Raw genomic sequence first — 18,767 nt, forward strand, 5'->3', positions numbered from 1 at the left:
AAGGAGCACTCCATGAACCGTCTGCTGACGACCGCCGCCTTTGCCATCCTGGGCACTGCGGCCCATGCCGAGGGCACGCTTTCGGTGTATCACTGGTTCGAATACATCCCGCAGGAACTGGTTGACAAGTTCACGTCCGAGACCGGAATCGCGGTAACCATCGACACCTACGACAGCAACGAGGCGATGCTGGCCAGCCTGAAGGCCGGCAAGCTGGGCCAGTACGACGTTGCGGTTCCCGCCGACTTCATGGTGCAGATCATGGCCGCCGACGGCATGCTGGACACGTTCACCGCCGAAGAGATGACGAACCTCGGCAACATCGCGCCGCAATGGCTGGACGTGCCGTTTGATCCGGGCCGCAAGTCGTCGATCCCCTATCAGTGGGGGTCGACCTCGTTCAGCGTCAACCGCGACGTCTATCAGGGCGACATCTCGTCGCTGTCCGTCATCTTCGATCCGCCCGAGGAACTGCGTGGCCGCATCAACGTGCTGGACAGCCAGAACGAGGTGCTGATCCTCGGATCGCTGTACCTGGGCATCCCGCAATGCACCACCGACCGTGCGCAACTGAAGGCGCTGTCGGACATGCTGGTTGCGGCCAAGGCACATTGGGCCAGCTTCGGTTCCGACACGGCCAAGGACGTTCTGGTCTCGGGCGATGCCGCGGCAGGGATGATCTACAACGGCTTCTCCGCCAAGGCGCGGGCCGAGGGCGCGAATGTGGAATACTCCTATCCGAAGGAAGGCCACGTCCTGTGGATGGACAACATGGTGCTGCTGAAGGATGCGCCGAACCGGGACAACGCGATCCGCTTCATGAACTTCCTGCTGGAGCCCGAGAACGCGGCGGCGGTGACGAACTATGCCGCCTATACCTCGGGCGTCGCCGGGGTCGAGCCGTTCCTGCTGGAGGAAATCCGCAACAGCCCCGAAAACAACCCGCCCGCCGATGCCGCGCCCGGGGCCTTTGCGCAGGTCTGCGACGAGGAAACGCAGAAGCTCTATGACGCGATCTGGATCAACCTGAAGAAGTGACCCGTCCGGGCGGTCCGCGTGCGGGCCGCCCCTGTTCCAGGACCATGCGATGACCCGAAGCGATCCCCACCCGTCAGAGGCGGGACAGATGTGCGTTGCCCTGTGGCAGGGCCGGTCACCCGAGGGCGACACGGGCGCGGCGGTCGATCAGGCCGTGCGCGCCTTGCACGCGGCCGCCGCGATGGGGGCTGCGGTGCTGGTGCTGCCGGAGGTCTGGCTGCCCGGCTACAACCGGCCCGACCTTGCAACCCGCGCCCTGCGGCAGGACGATCCCGCGATGCGCAGGCTGGCGCAGGCGGCGCGCGGCACCGGCTGTGCGGTGGTCGTGGGTCATGCCGAGGCGACGGACGAGGGGGTCTACAACGCGTCGACCTGCATCGGCCCGGACGGGACCTTCGTTGCGACATACCGCAAGCTGCAGCTTTACGGCCCGCGCGAGCGTTCGATCTTTCACCCCGGCGCGGGCTATGCGGTCTTTGACCTTGGCGGGCGGCGGACGGCGATGCTGATCTGCTACGATGTCGAGTTCGCGCCCCATGTGGCCGCACTGGCCGCACAGGGGGTCGAACTGATCCTTGCGCCGACGGCCAACATGCAGCCTTTCGTGCATGTGGTGCGCCACACCGTTCCTGCGATGGCCGCGAACCACGGCGTTTCGATCGTGTACGCCAACTACTGCGGCATCGAGGGTGACCTGACGTATGTGGGCGGCAGTCTCATCGCGGGACCGCATGGCGAGGTTCTGGCACAGGCCGGCGACACACCCGCCCTTCTGGTGGCCGAACTGCCGGCACGCGACCCCGCACGCCTGTCCACCCAGGCCATTGATCTTCGGACGCCCTGACATGCCCAAAGACACGCGCGACAGCCCATATGACATCCTGTTCCAGCCCCTGCGCATCGGTCCCAAGGTGGCCAGGAACCGCTTCTACCAGGTTCCGCACTGCAACGGCGGCGGGTATCGCGACCCCTCGGCGGTGGCCGAGATGCGGCGCACCAAGGCCGAAGGCGGCTGGGGCGTGATCTTTACCGAACAGACCGAGATCCATCCGAGCAGCGAGATCACGCCCTTCATCGAACAGCATCTGTGGGAAGACAAGGACATCCCGGCACTTGCGGCGATGGCAGAGGCGATGAAGTCGCACGGCGCGCTGGCGGGCATCCAGTTGGCCTATTCCGGCATCAACGGGCCGAACCTCTACAGCCGCGAGGTGCCGCTGGCCGTGACCGGCGGCCCGATCCTGACCTTCACGTCCGATCCGGTGCAGGCCCGCACCATGGACAGGGATGACATCCGCGACCTGCGCCGCTGGTTCCGCAACGCCTTTCGTCGGGCGCAGACGGCGGGATTCGACCTGATCTGCCTTTATGGCGCGCATGGCTTCGGTATCCTGCAGCATTTCCTGTCGCGCGCGACCAACCATCGCAGCGACGAATACGGCGGCGGCCTTGAGAACCGGTCGCGTTTCCTGCGCGAGGTCGTGGACGAGGCGCGCGAGGAGACGAAGGGCGAGATCGCCATTTCGCTGCGGATGTCACTGCACGAGGCCGGGCCCTTCGGGTTTTCCAACAGCGAGTTGCGCGATTTCATCGCGATGCACGGCGACTTGCCCGACATCTGGGATCTGGCGCACGGCACTTGGGAGGCCTGTTCGGGGACCTCGCGGTTCAAGCCGGAGGGCGCGCAGGAAGATCTGGTGCGCGGCATCAAGGCGCTGACCTCGAAACCTGTGGTGGGTGTCGGACGGTTCACCAGTGCAGATGCCATGGTGCGCCAGATCCGGTCGGGCATACTGGATTTCATCGGCGCTGCGCGCCCCTCGATCGCTGACCCTTTCCTGCCGAAGAAGATCGAGGAGGGTCGCTTTGACGATATCCGCGAATGCATCGGCTGCAACATCTGCGTGTCGGGTGACATGACCGGCGGGATCAGCCGCTGCACCCAGAACACCGCCTTCATGGAGGAGTGGCGCAAGGGTTGGCATCCGGAACGGGCGAGACCACGGGGGCCGTCCGAAACCGTGCTGGTGGTGGGCGCCGGTCCGGCGGGGCTCGAGGCCGCGTTGCAGGCCGCCCGGCGCGGCTATCGGGTGACGCTGGCCGAGGCCTCGACCGTTCTGGGCGGGCGGGTGGCGCGGGAACGGCTGCTGCCCGGCCTGTCGGCCTGGGGCCGTGTGGCCGACTACCGCACCGGCCAGCTTGCCCCCCTGACAAATGCCGAGATCTACCGCGACAGCCGCCTGACCGCCGATGATGTGCTGGCGATGGGGGCGGAACATGTGGCCATCGCCACCGGTGCGCGGTGGCGGCGCGATGCGGTCGCGCGGCTGCACCTGCATCCGATCCCGACCGATGCGGCGATGCCGGTCTGGTCGCCCGACGACCTGATGGTCGGGCAGGGGCCCGTGGCGGGCCGCGTGATGATCTACGACGACGACCATTTCTACATGGGTTCGGTGATGGCCGAGGTGCTGGTGGCGCGCGGCTGCAGGGTGGATTTCGTGACGCCCGCAGCCAAGGTTGCGGAATGGGCCGAAAACACGCTGGAGCAGACAGTCATCATGCGCCGCCTGCTGGAGCTTGGTGTCCGCATCCACACCGGCAAGGCACCCGAGGCCATCGGGGCGGGCGAGGTGACGCTGGGCTGCACCTGGACGGGGGCCACCACCGGCATGGCGGCCGATGCCGTTGTCATGGTCACCTCGCGGATTCCGCAGGATGCGCTCTATCAGGACCTGCGCGGGCGGCAGACGGAATGGCGTGATGCGGGCGTCATGTCGGTGCGGTTGATCGGCGATGCCGCTGCCCCGGGACCGATCGCCTGGGCGACCTATGCCGGCCGGCGCTTTGCGGAAGAGATCGACGCCGAGGATGATCGCGGCGACACGCCCGCCTTCCGGCGTGAGGTGGCGGCGCTGGAGCCCGGACCGTCGCGCCTGCCCTGATTGCCGGATCCTTGCGGATCAGACCGGACCGGATACCGCGACCCTGCTTTTCCCGCCGCCTTGCTTGCGCACGGCGATCCGCGTCGGGATGCGGTCTTTCATCGCCTCGACATGGCTGATCACGCCCACCTGCCTGCCCTGCGACTGCAGCGTTTCCAGAGCGTCGATCGCCAGATCGAGACTGGCCGCGTCCAGCGATCCGAAGCCCTCGTCAATGAACAGCGTCGCCGCAAGCCCACCCTTTCCACCCAGCCGGGACAGCGCCAGCGCGAGGCCGAGCGACACCAGGAACCGCTCGCCCCCCGAAAGGCTGCGGGTGGCCCGTGCCTCGTCGCCCATGTCGCGATCCTCGACCTGCAGCGCCAGATCCGCGGCCCGACGCAGCCGATAGCGCGGGGCGAGGTCGGACAGGTAGCGGTTCGCCTGGGTGACCAGGACGTCCAGTGTGACCTGCTGCGCGATGCGCGCGAACCGGTCGCCGCTGCGCGAGCCGACGGCGGCATTCACCGCAAGCCAGACATCCAGCGTTTCGCGTGCAGCGGCGACCTCCATCTCGAGCCCTGCGAGGGCGGCGCGGGTCGAACGGTCGGTCTCCAGCAGGGCCGAGATCGCGCCGATCCGTTCCAGCCGGGCGGCCCGGGCGGTGTCATGGTCGCCAAGTGCCGCGCTCAGGTCTTCGGGCGGGGCTTCGGGCAGGCCGGCAGCCTCGGCCGCGGCCAGATCGGCACGCCGGGCGGTCAGGGCGGATGCGGCCGCGGTCATCGCATCGTCGAGTTCCCGTATCCCCCGACGCAGCAAGTCGACCTCGGCTCGTGGCAGAGCGAGGGCCTCGCCCGCCTCGTCGCGCGACAGACCGGCAACGGCGAGCGCGTCGGTCAACGCCTCGGCGGCCTGCACTTGGTCCGCAAGCGCCTCATCGAGATGTTGCCGGGCCGCGGCGTGCCCGCCACGTGCCGTGGCCAGGGTTGCCCGTGCCTCGTTCAGGGTGGCCTGTGCGGCGTCCCTGGCGTTCTGCGCGTCAAGGCGAGTCTGGTTGAACGCCGTGCGGTGCCGCTCGGTCGGGGTTCCATCCAGCAACGGCGCGCGCTCCGCCAGCAGGTCCCGAAGCGTTTCCGCCCGCGCCCCGGCGTCGCGTGCGCTCTTGGCCGCGTCTTCGGCCGCCGTGTCGGTGAGCCCCTGTGCCTTGGCCAGTTGTGGGGCAAGGCGGGCCAATTCATCGAGGGCCCGTGCCTCGTCCTTGCGGGCCCGGGTCACCGCGTTCACGCGTTCGGCCAGTCGTGCGGGCAGGTCAGCGTCGGTCTCAAGCCGCTCCGGCGGCTCGCCCGTCGCTTCGAGCAGCGGTAGGAGCGTGCTGTCCAGATCGTCGCAGCGGGCGGCGTGCGTGGCGGCCTGCTGCCGGGCAAGGGCCGCATCCTGCAGGACCTGGGCAATCCTGTTCGACAGCTCCGTGCGCTCACCCGCGCGGGTGTCCAGCGCGGTTGTCAGCGTGTTCCGCCTCCGGTCGAGGTCGGTCAGCGCCTTGCGCAGGGCAGCACTGTCGCGCGCGGCCTGCGTCACCGCCGCGCGGGCCGTCGCCACGGCGCGTGCAGCTTCGGCAAGCGGCGCCGCCGCCCCGTCCGGGTTGTCGGGCAGGCGAGGGCAAAGGCTGCTGGACCGGGCCACCGCCACACCCGCCGCCCAGTCTGCAAGCGCACGATCGGCCTGTTGTCTGGCCGAGGCGGCTGCGGCCCTGGCCTGATCGGCCCGCGCCCCGGCACCGGCAAGCCGACCCTGCGCTTCGGTATGCCGCTGCCGCGCGTCCTCCGCGACCGATCGCGCGGCGGCCAGATCGACACGCAGGCTTTCCGCAAGCATGGCAAGGGCGCCACCATCCCGTGCCGGATGGTCGGTGGCGCCGCAGACCGGGCAGGGTTCGCCGTCCTCCAGCCGCAGGCGAAGATGCTGTGCCATGTCGGACAGGGCGAGGTCGGCACGCGCTGCCGGCGCGGCCAGTGCCTGCGCCTGCGCCTCTGCCGCCGCGATGGCGGACTTTGCGGCGACAACATCGGCCTGTGCCGCATCGGCTTCGGCCCGCTCGGCCTGCAGCGCGGCGGTCGCTGTTTCGCCCGCATCCTGCGCCGCCGCGTGGTCGCTTCTGGCGCGTTCAAGCCGCTCGAGCGTTTCCATGACCGCCGAAAGCGCCTCGGCCCGTTCCTGCGGCGCCTCGGCCTCACGCAGGGCCAGCCGGGCGGCAAGCGCCTCGGCCTCGGTGACCAGCCGGTCGCGTTCTGCCCTTTCGGCGGTATCCGTCCTGACCAGCGTGTCCAGCGTTGCGGCCAACGCGTCCGCCTGCGCTTGCAGCGACCCGGCCTGTGCCATGGCCTGCCGTTCGGCCTTGCCGGCTGCGGCGCGGGCGGCCAGATCGCGCGCGGTCTGGTCCCATCTGTCGGCCAGAGGGGCCAGCGGGGCCAGCGTTTCGCACTGGGTGCGTGCCGTGTCGAAGGCTGCGGTTGTCCGGCGTTCGGCTTCGGTCAGATCGGCCAGTGTGCCGCGCGCGGCCGCTGCCCGCGCCGCCAGATCGTTCGCATGGACGGCCGCCGCCTCGGCCTCGGACCGTGCGGTGGCGATGCGCGTGTCCAGATCGGCCGCCCTGTCCCAGATGCGGCCAAGCTCCTTGAACTCGGCCTCTTTCGCGGCATGGGCGGCATCGGCCAACCCGGCGGCCTGCTGCGCGGCCTCTGCATCTTCCTGTGCCTTGGCCACGGCGGATGCCGCCGCGGCCAGCATCGTTTCTCCGCCCGTCACGCGCAGCGTCGTCTCCGCTGCGGCCAGCCACTGCACGCGCAACGCCTCGGCGCGGTCGATCAGGTCAATCCGGGCGCGTTCCGGCGCGGCATCGGCGGCAGCCTGCGTCGCGGCCTGAACCTGCGCTTCGGCGCTGACGAGGTGCCGGCGTGCCTCGGCCAGCCTGTGGTGCTGTGCCAACTGTGCGGCGACCGCGTCGCGTTCGGCCTGGGCGGCGAGGTTCAAGCGCTGAAGATCCGCGCGCTCCTGCAGCAGCGCGTCGCGTGCCTCGTCCGGCAGGTGACGGTGTTCGCCCCGCCGCAGCATCAGCGCCTCATGGGCGGCGCGGGCGGCTTCGGCCCGTTCAAAGACGCGCACCGATACTGCCCGGTAAAGACCCGTTCCGGTGACCTTTTCCAGCAGGGCGGCGCGTTCTGCGGTATCTGCGCGCAGGAAGGCGTCAAAGTCGCCCTGCGCCAGTAGGACGGTGCGCCGGAACTCGTCATAGGACAGCCCGGTCAGGTTCTGGACGATCTCGGCAACGGCGGTGGCCTGGCTGGCCAGCATCTGCCCGTCGGATGCCCGCGCAACCGATCGTGCGACGGTCTGCAACCTGCCATCGGCCTTGTCCCTGGCCCGGCGGGCCTGCCACCTGGCAACGTAGACCGCCCCGTCCAGTGCGGCAAAGCGCACCTCCGCCCAGCCCAGAGCCGCCCCCCGGCGCAGGATCGCGCGCGAATCCCGTGCCTTGATCGCATCACCCCCGGCGTCGGGAACCTCGTCACCCGCAGCGCCCACCGCAAGGCGGGGCGCCTCGCCGTACAGCGCCAGACACATCGCGTCGAGGATGCTGGACTTGCCCGCGCCGGTTTCCCCCGTGATCGCAAACAGCCCGGCGCTGCGCAGCGGTTCGGCAGTGAAGTCGATCTCGAACCTGTCGGCGAGGCTTGCGATGTTCTGGCCGCTGATCGAAAGGATGCGCATCGCTGTCACACCTCGGAGAACGCGTCGCGGAAAGCCGACAGGTGACGGCTGTCGGGTTCGATTCCATGGGCCTGCCGAAAGGCCGCGATGAACAGATCCTCGGGCGTCGTCTCGGCCAGCGAGGGTGGCGGTGCCGGGGTCATGGCGCGGGTCTCTCGGATGATCTGCAGACCTGCGACCCGCACGGGATGGCGGTCCAGCAGCGTTTCCGCCTCGGCCAGCAGGGTGGTGGCGGGGCGGTCGGGTGTCAGGGCGACATAGACGAACGGCTGCCGGTCGCGCGGCACCGCAGGGTCGAACGCCTGTGCGGCCAGCATCGCCGCTACCTGCTCCAGCGGTGCGGCACCTGCGGCGGGCAGGCGCAACACCGGCACCGGGCGCGGCAGCGGTATGTGGCGCGGCGCGGCGCCATCGGCCAGATCCAGCAGGGTGACGCCATGGTCATAGGGGATTTCGGTGGCCGACAGGGGAAAGGGCGATCCGGCATACCGCACCCGCCCGCCGTCGAGGGATTGCGGCCGGTGCAGGTGGCCAAGGGCCACATAGGCCAAGGACGCGGGAAAGATGTCAGGCGGCACGGCCTCGGCCCCGCCGATCATGATGCGGCGTTCGGCGCCTTCGCTTTCCAGACCGCCCGCGCAGGTCAGGTGCCCCATGGCCAGAACCGGCAGTCCACCCGCGCGTGCCGCTGCCGCCTCGGCCATCCCGGCATGCAGCGCCCTTGCGGCCGCCACGACGGCAGGCTCGGTTCCGCCCTCCGCCCCAAGGGTCAGGCCCGGCAGGTCGGCCTGCCGCAGGAAGGGTATGGCCAGGACGAAGGCGCCCGGCCGGCCCGACCGGTCAAGCAGCGGAACCAGATGGCGATCCATGTCCACCCCGGTCTCGCTGCGCCGCAACGTGCCCGCCACCCGGACGCCCAGTTCGCGCAGCACCGCCTCTGGCGCCTCCAGCCGGGCAGCAGGGTCGTGGTTCCCGGCGATCATCACGACCTGCAGGCCGGGCCGTGCCCGCAGGAACCCCGCAATCGCCGAGTAGAGCAGCCGCTGCGCCTCGCCGGAGGGGTTGATGCCGTCAAACACGTCACCCGCGACAAGCAGCGCATCCACGCGCTCGGCCACGATGGTGTCGCGCAACTGGTCCAGAAAGGCCTGGTGTTCATGATCGCGCGACCAGCCGTTCAGGGTCTGGCCGATGTGCCAGTCGCCGGTGTGCAGGATGCGCATGGGTCGCCCTTCGGGGTGTGATCGGCCGCATGCAACCTGCGGCATCAAGCGCCGCAGGCCAAGGGGCAACGTGCCCGCGCGATCAGAGTGTCCGGAACCCCGCGTCGAGCGCGTCAAGGATCGTCTGCGCGTCCGCCTCGGTCAGCACAAGCGGCGGCGAAAGGATGATGTTCGCACCCGAGACGCGCACCATCGCACCGGCCGCATAGGCCGCCGCCTGCACCCGCGCAGGCACCGACTTGTCGGCGGGTTTCCGGGTTTCCCGGTCTGCGACGAGTTCGATGGCCAGCATCAGCCCGTGGCCGCCGCGCACGTCGCCGATGGCGGCATGGCTGTCCTTCAGCGCCTGCACCCCGGCCCACAGTTGCGCGCCGCGGGCGGCGGCGTTCGCCGTCACCTGCAGCCGTTCGGTCTCGGCCAGGCAGGCAAGCGCGGCGGCCGCGCCGACCGGATGGCCGGAATAGGTGTAGCCGTGCCCGATGGCGGCGCGGCCGGTCGTGTCGGCCTCGAACACCTCGGCCACCCCTTCGGCGATCATCACGGCACCAAAGGGGAAATAGCCGTTGGTGATGGCCTTGGCCGTGCACATCAGGTCGGGCTGAACGCCCCACAGACGGCTTCCAGTCCAGGCGCCCGTGCGGCCGAAGGCGGTGATGACCTCGTCCGCGATCAGCAGGATGCCGTGGCGGCGGCAGATCGCGGCGACGCCCGGCATGAAGCTGGCATGCGGCGGGATCACCCCGCCCGCGCCGAGGATCGGCTCCATGATGAAGGCGGCGATGCTGTCGGCACCCTGAAAGGCGATCTCGTCCTCGATCTGCGCGAGGATCAGTTGCGCCAGTCTTGCGGGGTCGGATTCATTGAACGGGTTGCGGTAGGCATAGGGGGCAGTGATGTGGAAACAGCCCGGCAGCAGCGGTTCATAGGCGGCGCGGAAGTTGGCGTTGCCGTTGACCGACGCACCGCCGATATGGGTGCCGTGATAGCCCTTCTTGAGGCTGAGGAACTTGGTTCGGCCAGCCTGCCCGCGGATGCGGTGATACTGCCGCGCCAGCCGCAGAGCGGTTTCCACGCTGTCGGACCCGCCCGACGTGAAGAACGCCCGCGTCAGGCCGTCCGCCGCAAAGAACGTGCGCAGCCGCTCGGCCAGTTCGATCACGGCATCGTTCGACGTGCCGCGGAAGATCGAATAATATGGCAACCGATCAAGCTGGGCGGCGATGGCCGCCTTCACCGGCGCGCAGGAATAGCCGAGGTTCACATTCCACAGCCCTCCGACGCCATCGACCACCTCATGCCCGTCGATGTCGCGAACCCGAACGCCCTGTGCCTCGGTGATGATGACGGGCGGATTCTGCAGACTGTCGGCGGGTGCCGTCATCGGGTGCCACAGGCTGCGCGCATTGTTGGCCTTCAGGAAATTCGCGTCGGGGCGGTCGTGGATCACGGTCGGGCTCTCCTTCAGGCGGCGATGGCGGCGCGATAGGTCTCCGGCAGCTTGCCGCCGGTGCGTTCGGTGGTGCGCATCGCGGCGGCCACGACGGCGGCGGCGATCTGCTGGCGCAGGGCGGGGCTCATCCGATGGTTCGGGGTGGCGACAGCCAATGCGCCACAGGCCTGTCCGCCCGCATCGAACAGCGGCGCCGCGATGCCGCAGACCTCGTCCTCGTAGGTCTGGTCGGCCACGGCAAACCCCTGCGCGCGGGCACGTTCGACCGCCGCCCGCAGCGCCCCGGGTTCCGTCGGGCTGTGGCGGGCGTGCCGGGTCAGCGGCGCCGCCACGACGCGGTCGAGCAGGTCCGGTGATGCGAAGGCCAGCACGACCACGCCGGACGCGGTGCAATGGAACGGCAACGCCTCGCCCGCCTCGATCGTTGCACGGGTGGCGCGCTGCCCGTCGCTGACGCCGACCGTGGCAAGCCGCATTCCGGTGATCAGCGAGGCATGCGCCGTCTCGCCGGTGTCGCGCGTCAGGCCATCGAGCGCCGCCTGGATTTCGGCGGATACCGGAAAGGCCGCCTCGCGGATCCGTGCAAGGCGCAGCAGCCCCGCACCGAGCCGGTAGGCCCGGGTGTCCGGCCGCTGCTCCAGCAGTCCCGACTCGGCCAGGACGGCAAGCATCCGGTGGGCCGTGGCCTTGTCGACCCGCGCGCGTCGGGCGATGTCGGACAGCCCCATCTCGGGTTCATGTTCCGAGAAAATATCCAGCAGGGACAGCGCTTTCGCGACCGTTGATGACAAGGCTCGGATCTCCTGCGCGGCATTCCTGAAATGGTTGCAAAAGAAACATTGACAGACCTTTCCATCCGCAGCAAGCTTTTTGAACCATCGGTGATAATAATGAACCAATAGGGGGTAGTCATGCCGAACCACTTTCGCTGCGCGCCGACCATCGGCGCTCTTGCCCCGGCCCTGCTCGCCGCGCTGGCCGTTGCGTCGGCGGGGACCGCCCGGGCCGAATATCCCGAGAAACCCGTCAGCTTCGTCGTGCCGTTCCCGCCGGGCGATCTGGAAGATGTGCTGACACGGATGATCGCCGAGGATTTCCAGGCCGCCTATGGCGTGGCGGCGGCCGTGCTGAACAAGCCGTCAGACGGTGGACCCTTCCCCGGCGCGGCCGAGGTCGCGGCGGCCCCCGCCGATGGCTATACGGTCGGTTCCTTCGTGGTCGACATCCCCGTCGTCGGCCCCGAGGTCGGCATCCCGGCGCTCAACCCCAACCCGTTCGAACCGCTGGGCATCTTCCTGACCTATCCCTTCGTCATCGCGACATCCGCCGATGCGCCCTACGCCACGATGGCGGAACTGGCCGATCATGCGAAAACCGAACCCGTCGTCCTGGGGCATTTCGGATCCTTCCTGCTGCCCACCCAGGCGACCTTTGCGGCCGCGAAGGAGCTCGGTTTCGAATGGGGCTCCGAGGCGTCGGCCGACGCGCTGGACTGCAATTCACTGGCTTCGGGCGACTTCGACGTGATCAACACCACGATCCAGCTTGTCCTGCCCTGCCTCGACCGGGTGCGGGTGCTTGCCACGATCACCGAGGCGCCGATCCCGGTCGTGCCCGACGCGCCGACGCTGGCCTCGATCGCGCCCGCGCTGAACATCTCGCTGTGGAACGGCCTGTTCGTCCACAAGGATACCCCGGCGGATGTGCGCGCAAGGATCGTGGCCGTGGCCGAGCGCACGATGGCCTCCGAACGCGCGCAGAAACTGGCGGCGGAAACCGGCGCGCTGGTCTACTGGACCGACGCGGCCGCGGCACAGGCCCGCATCGCATCCGACCTCGCGGTGACGGCGCGGATCAATGCGATGATCGCTCAGTAGCGGCCGTCCGGGCCGAGGCGCCGCGCATGTCGGGACCCGATGGCACGCCCCATGTCTTTCCGCAGGGCAGAAAACCCGGCGAGCTGCTGTTCAGCACGCTGATCCTGCTGTTCGCGGCGGCGATGCTGGCACAGATCGGCTGGCAGACGACATGGCTGCCCGGCAAGGGATGGGCGGCGCAACCGCGCCTCTGGCCCGCGATCGGGCTGGGCGGGATGCTGGTCTTCGCCGGGCTCAACTGGATGGCGGTTCGGTCGCAGGACCGGCGCCCGGGCCGCTGGCAGGAGGCGGCGCTCTGGTTGCGGTCGCTGGAATATGCCGGATGGTATCTGGTCTATGTCGCGGGGGTCCCGCTGGTCGGCTACCTGCCGGCAACGCTGGCCTTCTGCCTGTTCCTGACCTGGCGGCTGGGCTATCGCGCGCCGCAGGCCTATGCGGCGGCGCTCGCCTTCGCGCTTTCGGTCGTCCTTCTGTTCAAGACGGTCTTCAACGTCAAGATTCCGGGTGGCGCGCTCTACGATCTCGCGCCGGACGGGCTGCGCTACATCCTGTTCCGGTATTTCTGAGGCGACATGGACCTGTTCCTTGCCAGCCTTGACCTGATCGCGCGGTGGGACGTGGCCGCGGCACTCGCCATCGGGTCAATCGGCGGGGTCCTGGTGGGGGCGCTGCCGGGCGTCGGCGCCGCCGTCGCCATCGCCATCCTGCTGCCCGTGACATTCGCGCTGGAACCCATCGTGGGCCTGACGGCGCTGCTGGGCATCTACGGGTCGTCAATGTTCGGGGGCGCCATCCCGGCGATCCTGATCAACACCCCCGGCACGCCGGTGAATGCGCTGACCACCTATGACGGCTATCCGATGACGCAGCGCGGCGAGGCGCGGCGGGCGCTCAGCCTGGCCTATGGCGCCTCGCTGTTCGGCGGGCTGGTCTCCATCCTCTGCCTGATGCTGCTCGCGCCGGTGCTGGCCGGCATCGCGCCGATGTTCGGGGCGCGCGAGATCTTTCTGGCCGCGCTGCTGGGGATCACGCTGGTCATCCTGACGCATCGCGGCCGGGTGCTGGCGGCCGCGATGCTCGCCTGCTTCGGGATCTTCCTGCAGACCATCGGCATCGAAAGCACCGCCTACACGCAGCGCTACACCTTCGGGCAGGGCTGGCTGCAATCCGGCGTCGACCTGATCGTGGTGGTGCTGGGCCTGTTCGCCATCAGCCAGGCGCTTGTCCTGTTCATGGACCGCGACCGCAACTTCCCCATGCCGCATGTCGACAAGCGGGGCTTCCTGAGGGAACTGGCGGGTGTGCTGCGCTACAAGCGCGTCGCCGCGGTGGGGTCGGGCTGCGGCGTCGTCTGCGGCATGATCCCGGGCGTGGGCGAGTTCATGTCGCAGTTCCTGTCCTACAGCCATGCACAGCGCATGTCGAAGTCCCCCGAGACCTTCGGCAAGGGCAACCCCGAGGGGCTGGTCGCGTCGGAATCCGCGAACAATTCGGTGCCCCCCGCGGCGATGATCCCGCTGCTGGCACTCGGCATCCCGGGCGAGGAGCTGACGGCGATGATGCTGGCGGTGTTCTACGTGCACAACGTCATCCCGGGGCCGCAGCTTTTCGCGGGCCAGCCGGATTTCGTGCTGGCACTCTATATCTGCCTGTTCCTGCTCAACATCCTGGTCGTGGTATTCCTGTTCTTCGCGAATGACCACCTGATGAAGGTGATGCTGATCCCGAACCGGTTCCTGGGGATGATGATCCTGACGTTCAGCCTGATCGGAGTCTATTCGCTGCGCAATTCGCTCAAGGATGTGGCCGTCGCGGCAGGTTTCGGCGTGTTCGGCTTCATCCTGAAGCGGCTGGACTGGCCGACCTCGCCCGTGATCCTGGGGATCGTGCTGGGCGGGCTGATGGAGGACAAGCTGCGCACCGCCATGGCCCGGGTGCGCGACCCGCTGGATTTCATCAACCGGCCGATCGCCCTTGTGCTGTTCCTGATGATCGTGGCGGCACTGGCGATGCATGTGTGGGTGACCCTGCGGACCGGAAAGGGGCGACGCGATGGCTGACCAGGCGGCAATCGACGCCCTGCGCGACGCGGTGGTGGGCGACCGGGCGCATCTGATCGCGGGACGGGCCGTGCCCGCCTCCGATGGCCGGCGGATCGAGGTGACATCGCCCATCGACGGCCGGGTGATCGGTTCGGTCGCCGCCGGAACGCCTGCCGACGCCGAAGCGGCCGTGGCATCGGCCCGCGCCGCCTTCGACGATGGGCGCTGGTCGGCCCAACCGCCCGCCGCACGCAAGCGCGTGCTGCACCGCCTGGCCGACCTGATCGAGCGCGAGGCGCTGGCGCTGACCGTGCTCGGCGTGCGCGACAACGGCACCGAGATCGCCATGGCGCTGCGCGCCGAGACGGGATCGGCGGCCCAGACCTTCCGCTGGTATGCCGAGGCCATCGACAAGGTTCCCGGTGAGATCGCACCGACCGGGCCGGATGTGCTGGCACTGGTCCATCACGAACCGGCGGGCGTCGTCGCGGCGATCGTGCCGTGGAACTTTCCGCTGATGATCGGCGCATGGAAGGTGGCGCCCGCGCTGGCCGCCGGAAATTCGGTGGTGCTGAAGCCGGCGGAAACAGCATCGCTGGCCCTGCTGCGGCTGGGGGACCTGGCGCTTCAGGCAGGGCTGCCCGAGGGGGTGCTGAATGTCGTGACGGGCGAGGGGCCGGTGATCGGGCAGGCGCTGGCCATGTCGATGGGGGTGGATGTGCTGGCCTTCACCGGGTCCGGCGCCACGGGGCGGCGGCTGCTGGACTGTGCCGCCCGGTCGAACCTCAAGCGGGTGTGGCTGGAACTGGGGGGCAAGTCGCCCAACATCGTCTTTGCCGATGCGCCCGACCTGGCCGAGGCTGCGCGGGTTTCGGCCCATGCGATTTTCCGCAACTCCGGGCAGGTCTGCGTGGCGGGGTCGCGCCTGCTGGTCGAACAGGGCATCCACGACCGCTTTGTCGATGCGCTCTGCGCCGAGGCTGCGCGGCTGCGGGTGGGCGACCCGCTGTCGCTGTCCACCGACGTGGGCGCGGTGAACTCGGAACGGCAGCTTGCCCAGAACCTGCGCTTCGTGGCCGAGGCCAGGGCCGAAGGCGCCACGCTGGTGACGGGCGGCGCGCGCATTCTGGCCGAAACCGGCGGTACCTACATGGCGCCGACCGTGATGACCGGCGTTGCCCCGCACCACCGCCTTGCCCGGGCCGAGGTGTTCGGCCCGGTGCTGGCCGTCATCCCCTTCCGCGACGAGGCCCATGCGATCCGGATCGCCAACGATACCGACTACGGACTGGCGGCGGGTGTCTGGACAGCGCACCTCGGCCGCGCGCATCGGATGGTGCGGGCGCTGCGCGCCGGGGTCGTGCATGTGAACACCTATGGCGGCACCGATCTGACCGTGCCGCTGGGGGGGGTCGGCCAGTCTGGCAATGGACATGACAAGTCGCTGCACGCACTGGAAAAGTATCGCAATCTCAAGACCGCGTGGATCAGGCTTTGACGATGGGGGAGGACGCCATGGAACGGACCATCCTGGTGATCGGCACCTATGACACGAAGGCCGCCGAACTCGCCTATCTGGCCGGTCGCATCCGGTCGCAGGGCGGCCGCGTCCTGACCATGGATGTCAGCGTCCTGGGCGACCCGCCCGGGCCTGTCGATATCACCAAGCATCAGGTGGCTGCCGCGGCGGGTGCCACCATCGCCGGGCTGGTGGCCCTGGGCGACGAACATGCGGCCTTCCTGCGGATGAGCGCGGGCGCGGCGGCGCTGACGGCGCAGGCCCATGCCGCCGGGCGGTTTCACGGCATGATCGCCCTCGGCGGCACGATGGGCACCGATCTCGCGCTCGACTGCGCGCAGGCGTTGCCCCTGGGGGTGCCCAAGTACATCGTGTCCACCGTGGCGGGCTCGCCGCTGATTGCGCCCGACCGTCTGGCCCCCGATGTGCAGACGATCCTCTGGGCGGGCGGGCTCTACGGGTTGAACCCGATCTGCCGCTCGTCGCTCAGCCAGGCGGCGGGGGCGGTGCTTGGCGCCGCACGTGCGGTCGAGCCGCCCGCGGGCGACCGGCCGCTTGTGGGCATGACCTCGCTCGGGTCGTCCTGCCTGCGCTACATGAAGGCGCTGCACCCCGCCCTGGTGGCGCGGGGCTATGACGTGGCGGTCTTCCACACGACCGGCATGGGGGGCATGGCCTTCGAACGGCTGGCGGCCGCCGGGGCCTTTGCCTGCGTCATGGATTTCTCGCTTCAGGAATTCGTCAACATGCTGCACGGATCGCTGGTCTCCAGCGGGCCCGGCCGCCTGACCGGCGCGGGGCAGAGCGGAACCCCGCAGATCGTTGCACCGGGCGCGATGGACATCCTGGATTTCGCAGGCTGGCAGGACTTTCCGCAGGGGTTCGCCGACCGGGCCTTCCACCAGCACAACCGCCTGATCAAGAGCCTGGTGTTCACCGCCGACGAACGCCGGGCCCTGGCCCGCGCGATGGCGGACCGGCTGGCAGGGGCCGGGGGGCCGGTGCATGTGGTCCTGCCCGCAGGCGGGATCGAGGAATGGGATCGCCCGGGCGAGGCGGCCCATGACCCGCAGGCGCTGGCCGCCTTTGTCGACGCGACACGGAAGGCGCTGTCCGGCCGGATTCCGTTCACCGAAGTGGCCTGCCACATCAATGACGCGGGCTTTGCCGATGCTGCCCTGGCCGTTCTGGATGACTGGGTGGCGCGGGGCATCGTGCCCCCGGGGCGGCCCTGACGCGCGGGTTCAGGCGAAGTTCACCGCCACCGCGCCGAAGGCGCCGAAATCCGCGCGTATCGCCGTTCCGGGGGGGCATTCGACGGGTCCGATGAACGACCCCGACAGCACGATCTGCCCCGCCTCGATCCGCTGGCCGTAGTGCCCCATCCGGCGCGCCAGCCACACCAGCCCCATGACCGGATCGTCCAGCACCGCCGCCCCCAGACCCGTCGCCACGACGGCATCGCCGCGCCTGACGATGGCGCCCACCCATCGCAGGTCGATGTCCCGCGGATCGTGCCGTACCTGTCCCAGCACGATCCCGGCATTCGCCGCATTGTCCGCCACCGTGTCGGTGATCCGGCGCGCCAGCCCGGTGGCCGGATCGCTGCGCAGGATGCGGGTGTCCAGGATCTCCAGCGCCGGCACCACGCTTTCGGTGGCCGCCAGCACATCGTCGCGCGTCACCTCGCCCGACAGGGGCGCGCGCATGACAAAGGCGATCTCGGCCTCGATACGGGGCTGTATGAACCGGCCCGGTGGAACCGTGCCGCCCGTGGCGAACAGCATGTCGTCCAGCAATACGCCCGAATCCGGCGTGTCGATGCCCAGGGCGTCCTGCATCGCCTTTGATGTCAGCCCGATCTTCCAGCCGATGATGCGGCGCCCCGCCGCCAGCTTGTGCGACAGCCAGGCGGACTGGATCGCATAGGCTTCGTCCAGCGTCATGCCCGGATGCCGCTGCGACAAGAGGCCGATCTGCCGCCCCGTGGCCTCGGCCTGCAACAGCGCGCCGGCGGCGTCGGCGATGGCATCGGGGGTCATTCGTCGCGCACTCCGTTCCGCAGCGTGCCGATGCCGTCGGCGGCAACCTCGACGACGTCGCCGGGTTGCAGCCAGCGCGGCGGATCGAACCGCGCGCCCGCCCCCGTGGGCGTGCCGCATACCAGGATGTCGCCCGCCTCCAGCGTGCAGAAGGTCGAGACATAGGCGATGATCGCCCGGAAACCAAAGATCATCCGGCCGGTCCTGTCCTGCTGCCGGATCTCGCCGTTGACGCGGGTGCTCAGCTCGATGTCGTCCAACTGCGCGGCCGACCGGAACGGCACCAGCCACGGCCCCATCGAGCCCGAACCCTGCCAGTTCTTGCCCTGCGTCACGTTGAACTTGCCGTGGCGCACCCAGTCGCGCAGCGTGCCCTCGTTGCACAGCGTCAGCGCCGCGATGTGGTCATAGGCCGCCGCAGCCGCAATCCGGCGGCCCGGCTTTCCGATGACCACGGCGATCTCGCCCTCATAGTCCAGCTGCGGGCTTTCGGGTGGCCGGGTCAGCGGCTGGCCATGGCCAGTGAAGCTGGCGGGAAATCGGACGAACAGCGACGGAAATCCGGGCGCGGCCTGCCCGTCGCGGTATTCGGCGTTCCGGTCCGGAAAGTTCACGCCGACGCAGATGATCTTGCCCGGGTCGCCGATCGGTATCAGGTATTCCACTGCATCGGCGGCATGGTCCGGCATGCGGCCTGCCGCCGCCAGGATCATCTCGTCCACCGCGCCCGCCGCGATCGCCTGCCGCAACGCCGCGAAGCGATGGCCGAACGCGCCGGTCAGGTCGATGATCCCGGCATCGGTCACGACGCCGAAGCGGTCGGTGCCTCCGGCACGGAACGCGGCAAGGCGCGGCGGCAGGTCCTGGGTTCGGTCGGGCATGTG

At 69.3% G+C, this 18,767-nt stretch carries 14 protein-coding genes; 8 read left to right on the forward strand and 6 right to left on the reverse strand.

Annotation, left to right across the window (positions count from 1 at the left end):
* Positions 1-12: 12 nt before the first annotated feature.
* The 3 genes from KF887_06190 to KF887_06200 all read left to right on the forward strand — a co-directional run bounded on the left by KF887_06190 (position 13) and on the right by KF887_06200 (position 3,983).
* A complete protein-coding gene (locus tag KF887_06190) occupies positions 13-1,038 on the forward strand; it encodes an extracellular solute-binding protein (protein ID QYK42692.1) in 1,026 nt (341 codons plus the stop codon).
* Positions 1,039-1,126: 88 nt separating this feature from the next.
* Positions 1,127-1,882, forward strand: coding sequence for a nitrilase (locus tag KF887_06195; GenBank protein QYK43463.1), 756 nt, complete (start codon positions 1,127-1,129; stop codon positions 1,880-1,882).
* A 1-nt stretch (position 1,883) separates the two neighbouring features.
* A complete protein-coding gene (locus KF887_06200) occupies positions 1,884-3,983 on the forward strand; it encodes an FAD-dependent oxidoreductase (protein QYK42693.1) in 2,100 nt (699 codons plus the stop codon).
* 18 nt (positions 3,984-4,001) lie between these two features.
* Here KF887_06200 and KF887_06205 read toward each other — a convergent pair whose 3' ends face one another.
* From KF887_06205 to KF887_06220, 4 genes are all read right to left on the reverse strand, one after another.
* Positions 4,002-7,730 carry an AAA family ATPase gene (locus KF887_06205; protein ID QYK42694.1) on the reverse strand — a complete coding sequence of 1,243 codons (3,729 nt, stop codon included), beginning with the start codon at positions 7,728-7,730 and terminating at the stop codon, positions 4,002-4,004.
* 5 nt (positions 7,731-7,735) lie between these two features.
* The gene (locus tag KF887_06210; GenBank protein QYK42695.1) at positions 7,736-8,953 is read right to left on the reverse strand and encodes an exonuclease SbcCD subunit D; all 1,218 of its coding nucleotides are present in this window, start codon (positions 8,951-8,953) and stop codon (positions 7,736-7,738) included.
* 82 nt (positions 8,954-9,035) lie between these two features.
* On the reverse strand, positions 9,036-10,400 hold the full coding sequence (locus tag KF887_06215; protein QYK42696.1) for an aminotransferase class III-fold pyridoxal phosphate-dependent enzyme: 1,365 nt from the start codon (positions 10,398-10,400) through the stop codon (positions 9,036-9,038).
* Between the two features lie 14 nt (positions 10,401-10,414).
* A complete protein-coding gene (locus KF887_06220; GenBank protein QYK42697.1) occupies positions 10,415-11,194 on the reverse strand; it encodes an IclR family transcriptional regulator in 780 nt (259 codons plus the stop codon).
* Between the two features lie 120 nt (positions 11,195-11,314).
* Between KF887_06220 and KF887_06225 the strand changes: the two genes are divergently transcribed.
* The 5 genes from KF887_06225 to KF887_06245 are packed head-to-tail and all read left to right on the forward strand — an operon-like array spanning position 11,315 to position 17,076.
* Positions 11,315-12,280 (forward strand): tripartite tricarboxylate transporter substrate binding protein, encoded by a 966-nt coding sequence (locus tag KF887_06225; protein ID QYK42698.1) that lies wholly within the window; start codon positions 11,315-11,317, stop codon positions 12,278-12,280.
* Positions 12,281-12,306: 26 nt separating this feature from the next.
* Positions 12,307-12,846, forward strand: coding sequence for a tripartite tricarboxylate transporter TctB family protein (locus KF887_06230; GenBank protein QYK42699.1), 540 nt, complete (start codon positions 12,307-12,309; stop codon positions 12,844-12,846).
* Positions 12,847-12,852: 6 nt separating this feature from the next.
* On the forward strand, positions 12,853-14,340 hold the full coding sequence (locus KF887_06235; protein QYK42700.1) for a tripartite tricarboxylate transporter permease: 1,488 nt from the start codon (positions 12,853-12,855) through the stop codon (positions 14,338-14,340).
* Positions 14,333-15,820, forward strand: a complete 1,488-nt coding sequence (locus tag KF887_06240; GenBank protein ID QYK42701.1) for an aldehyde dehydrogenase family protein — start codon at positions 14,333-14,335, stop codon at positions 15,818-15,820. The genes KF887_06235 and KF887_06240 overlap by 8 nt, the downstream gene beginning before the upstream one ends.
* Before the next feature lie 2 nt (positions 15,821-15,822).
* A complete protein-coding gene (locus tag KF887_06245; GenBank protein ID QYK42702.1) occupies positions 15,823-17,076 on the forward strand; it encodes a Tm-1-like ATP-binding domain-containing protein in 1,254 nt (417 codons plus the stop codon).
* 9 nt (positions 17,077-17,085) lie between these two features.
* On the opposite strand, the gene hpaH is transcribed toward KF887_06245, so the two are convergent.
* Together hpaH and KF887_06255 are read right to left on the reverse strand one after the other, a co-directional pair.
* Positions 17,086-17,883, reverse strand: coding sequence for a 2-oxo-hepta-3-ene-1,7-dioic acid hydratase (gene hpaH / locus KF887_06250; protein ID QYK42703.1), 798 nt, complete (start codon positions 17,881-17,883; stop codon positions 17,086-17,088).
* Positions 17,880-18,764, reverse strand: coding sequence for a fumarylacetoacetate hydrolase family protein (locus tag KF887_06255; protein ID QYK42704.1), 885 nt, complete (start codon positions 18,762-18,764; stop codon positions 17,880-17,882). The genes hpaH and KF887_06255 overlap by 4 nt, the downstream gene beginning before the upstream one ends.
* Positions 18,765-18,767 lie beyond the last annotated feature (3 nt).

The sequence above is a fragment of the Paracoccaceae bacterium genome (genome assembly GCA_019454225.1).
Taxonomy (GTDB): Bacteria; Pseudomonadota; Alphaproteobacteria; order Rhodobacterales; family Rhodobacteraceae.

Excerpts from the sequence above, each read along its gene's own strand:
- KF887_06225 (QYK42698.1), top strand. The coding sequence starts at position 11,315 with ATGCCGAACCACTTTCGCTGCGCGCCGACCATCGGCGCTCTTGCCCCG.
- KF887_06235 (QYK42700.1), top strand. The coding sequence starts at position 12,853 with ATGGACCTGTTCCTTGCCAGCCTTGACCTGATCGCGCGGTGGGACGTG.
- KF887_06200 (QYK42693.1), top strand. The coding sequence starts at position 1,884 with ATGCCCAAAGACACGCGCGACAGCCCATATGACATCCTGTTCCAGCCC.
- KF887_06190 (QYK42692.1), top strand. The coding sequence starts at position 13 with ATGAACCGTCTGCTGACGACCGCCGCCTTTGCCATCCTGGGCACTGCG.
- KF887_06210 (QYK42695.1), bottom strand. The coding sequence starts at position 8,953 with ATGCGCATCCTGCACACCGGCGACTGGCACATCGGCCAGACCCTGAAC.
- KF887_06230 (QYK42699.1), top strand. The coding sequence starts at position 12,307 with ATGTCGGGACCCGATGGCACGCCCCATGTCTTTCCGCAGGGCAGAAAA.
- KF887_06205 (QYK42694.1), bottom strand. The coding sequence starts at position 7,730 with ATGCGCATCCTTTCGATCAGCGGCCAGAACATCGCAAGCCTCGCCGAC.
- KF887_06240 (QYK42701.1), top strand. The coding sequence starts at position 14,333 with ATGGCTGACCAGGCGGCAATCGACGCCCTGCGCGACGCGGTGGTGGGC.
- hpaH (QYK42703.1), bottom strand. The coding sequence starts at position 17,883 with ATGACCCCCGATGCCATCGCCGACGCCGCCGGCGCGCTGTTGCAGGCC.
- KF887_06195 (QYK43463.1), top strand. The coding sequence starts at position 1,127 with ATGTGCGTTGCCCTGTGGCAGGGCCGGTCACCCGAGGGCGACACGGGC.
- KF887_06245 (QYK42702.1), top strand. The coding sequence starts at position 15,823 with ATGGGGGAGGACGCCATGGAACGGACCATCCTGGTGATCGGCACCTAT.
- KF887_06255 (QYK42704.1), bottom strand. The coding sequence starts at position 18,764 with ATGCCCGACCGAACCCAGGACCTGCCGCCGCGCCTTGCCGCGTTCCGT.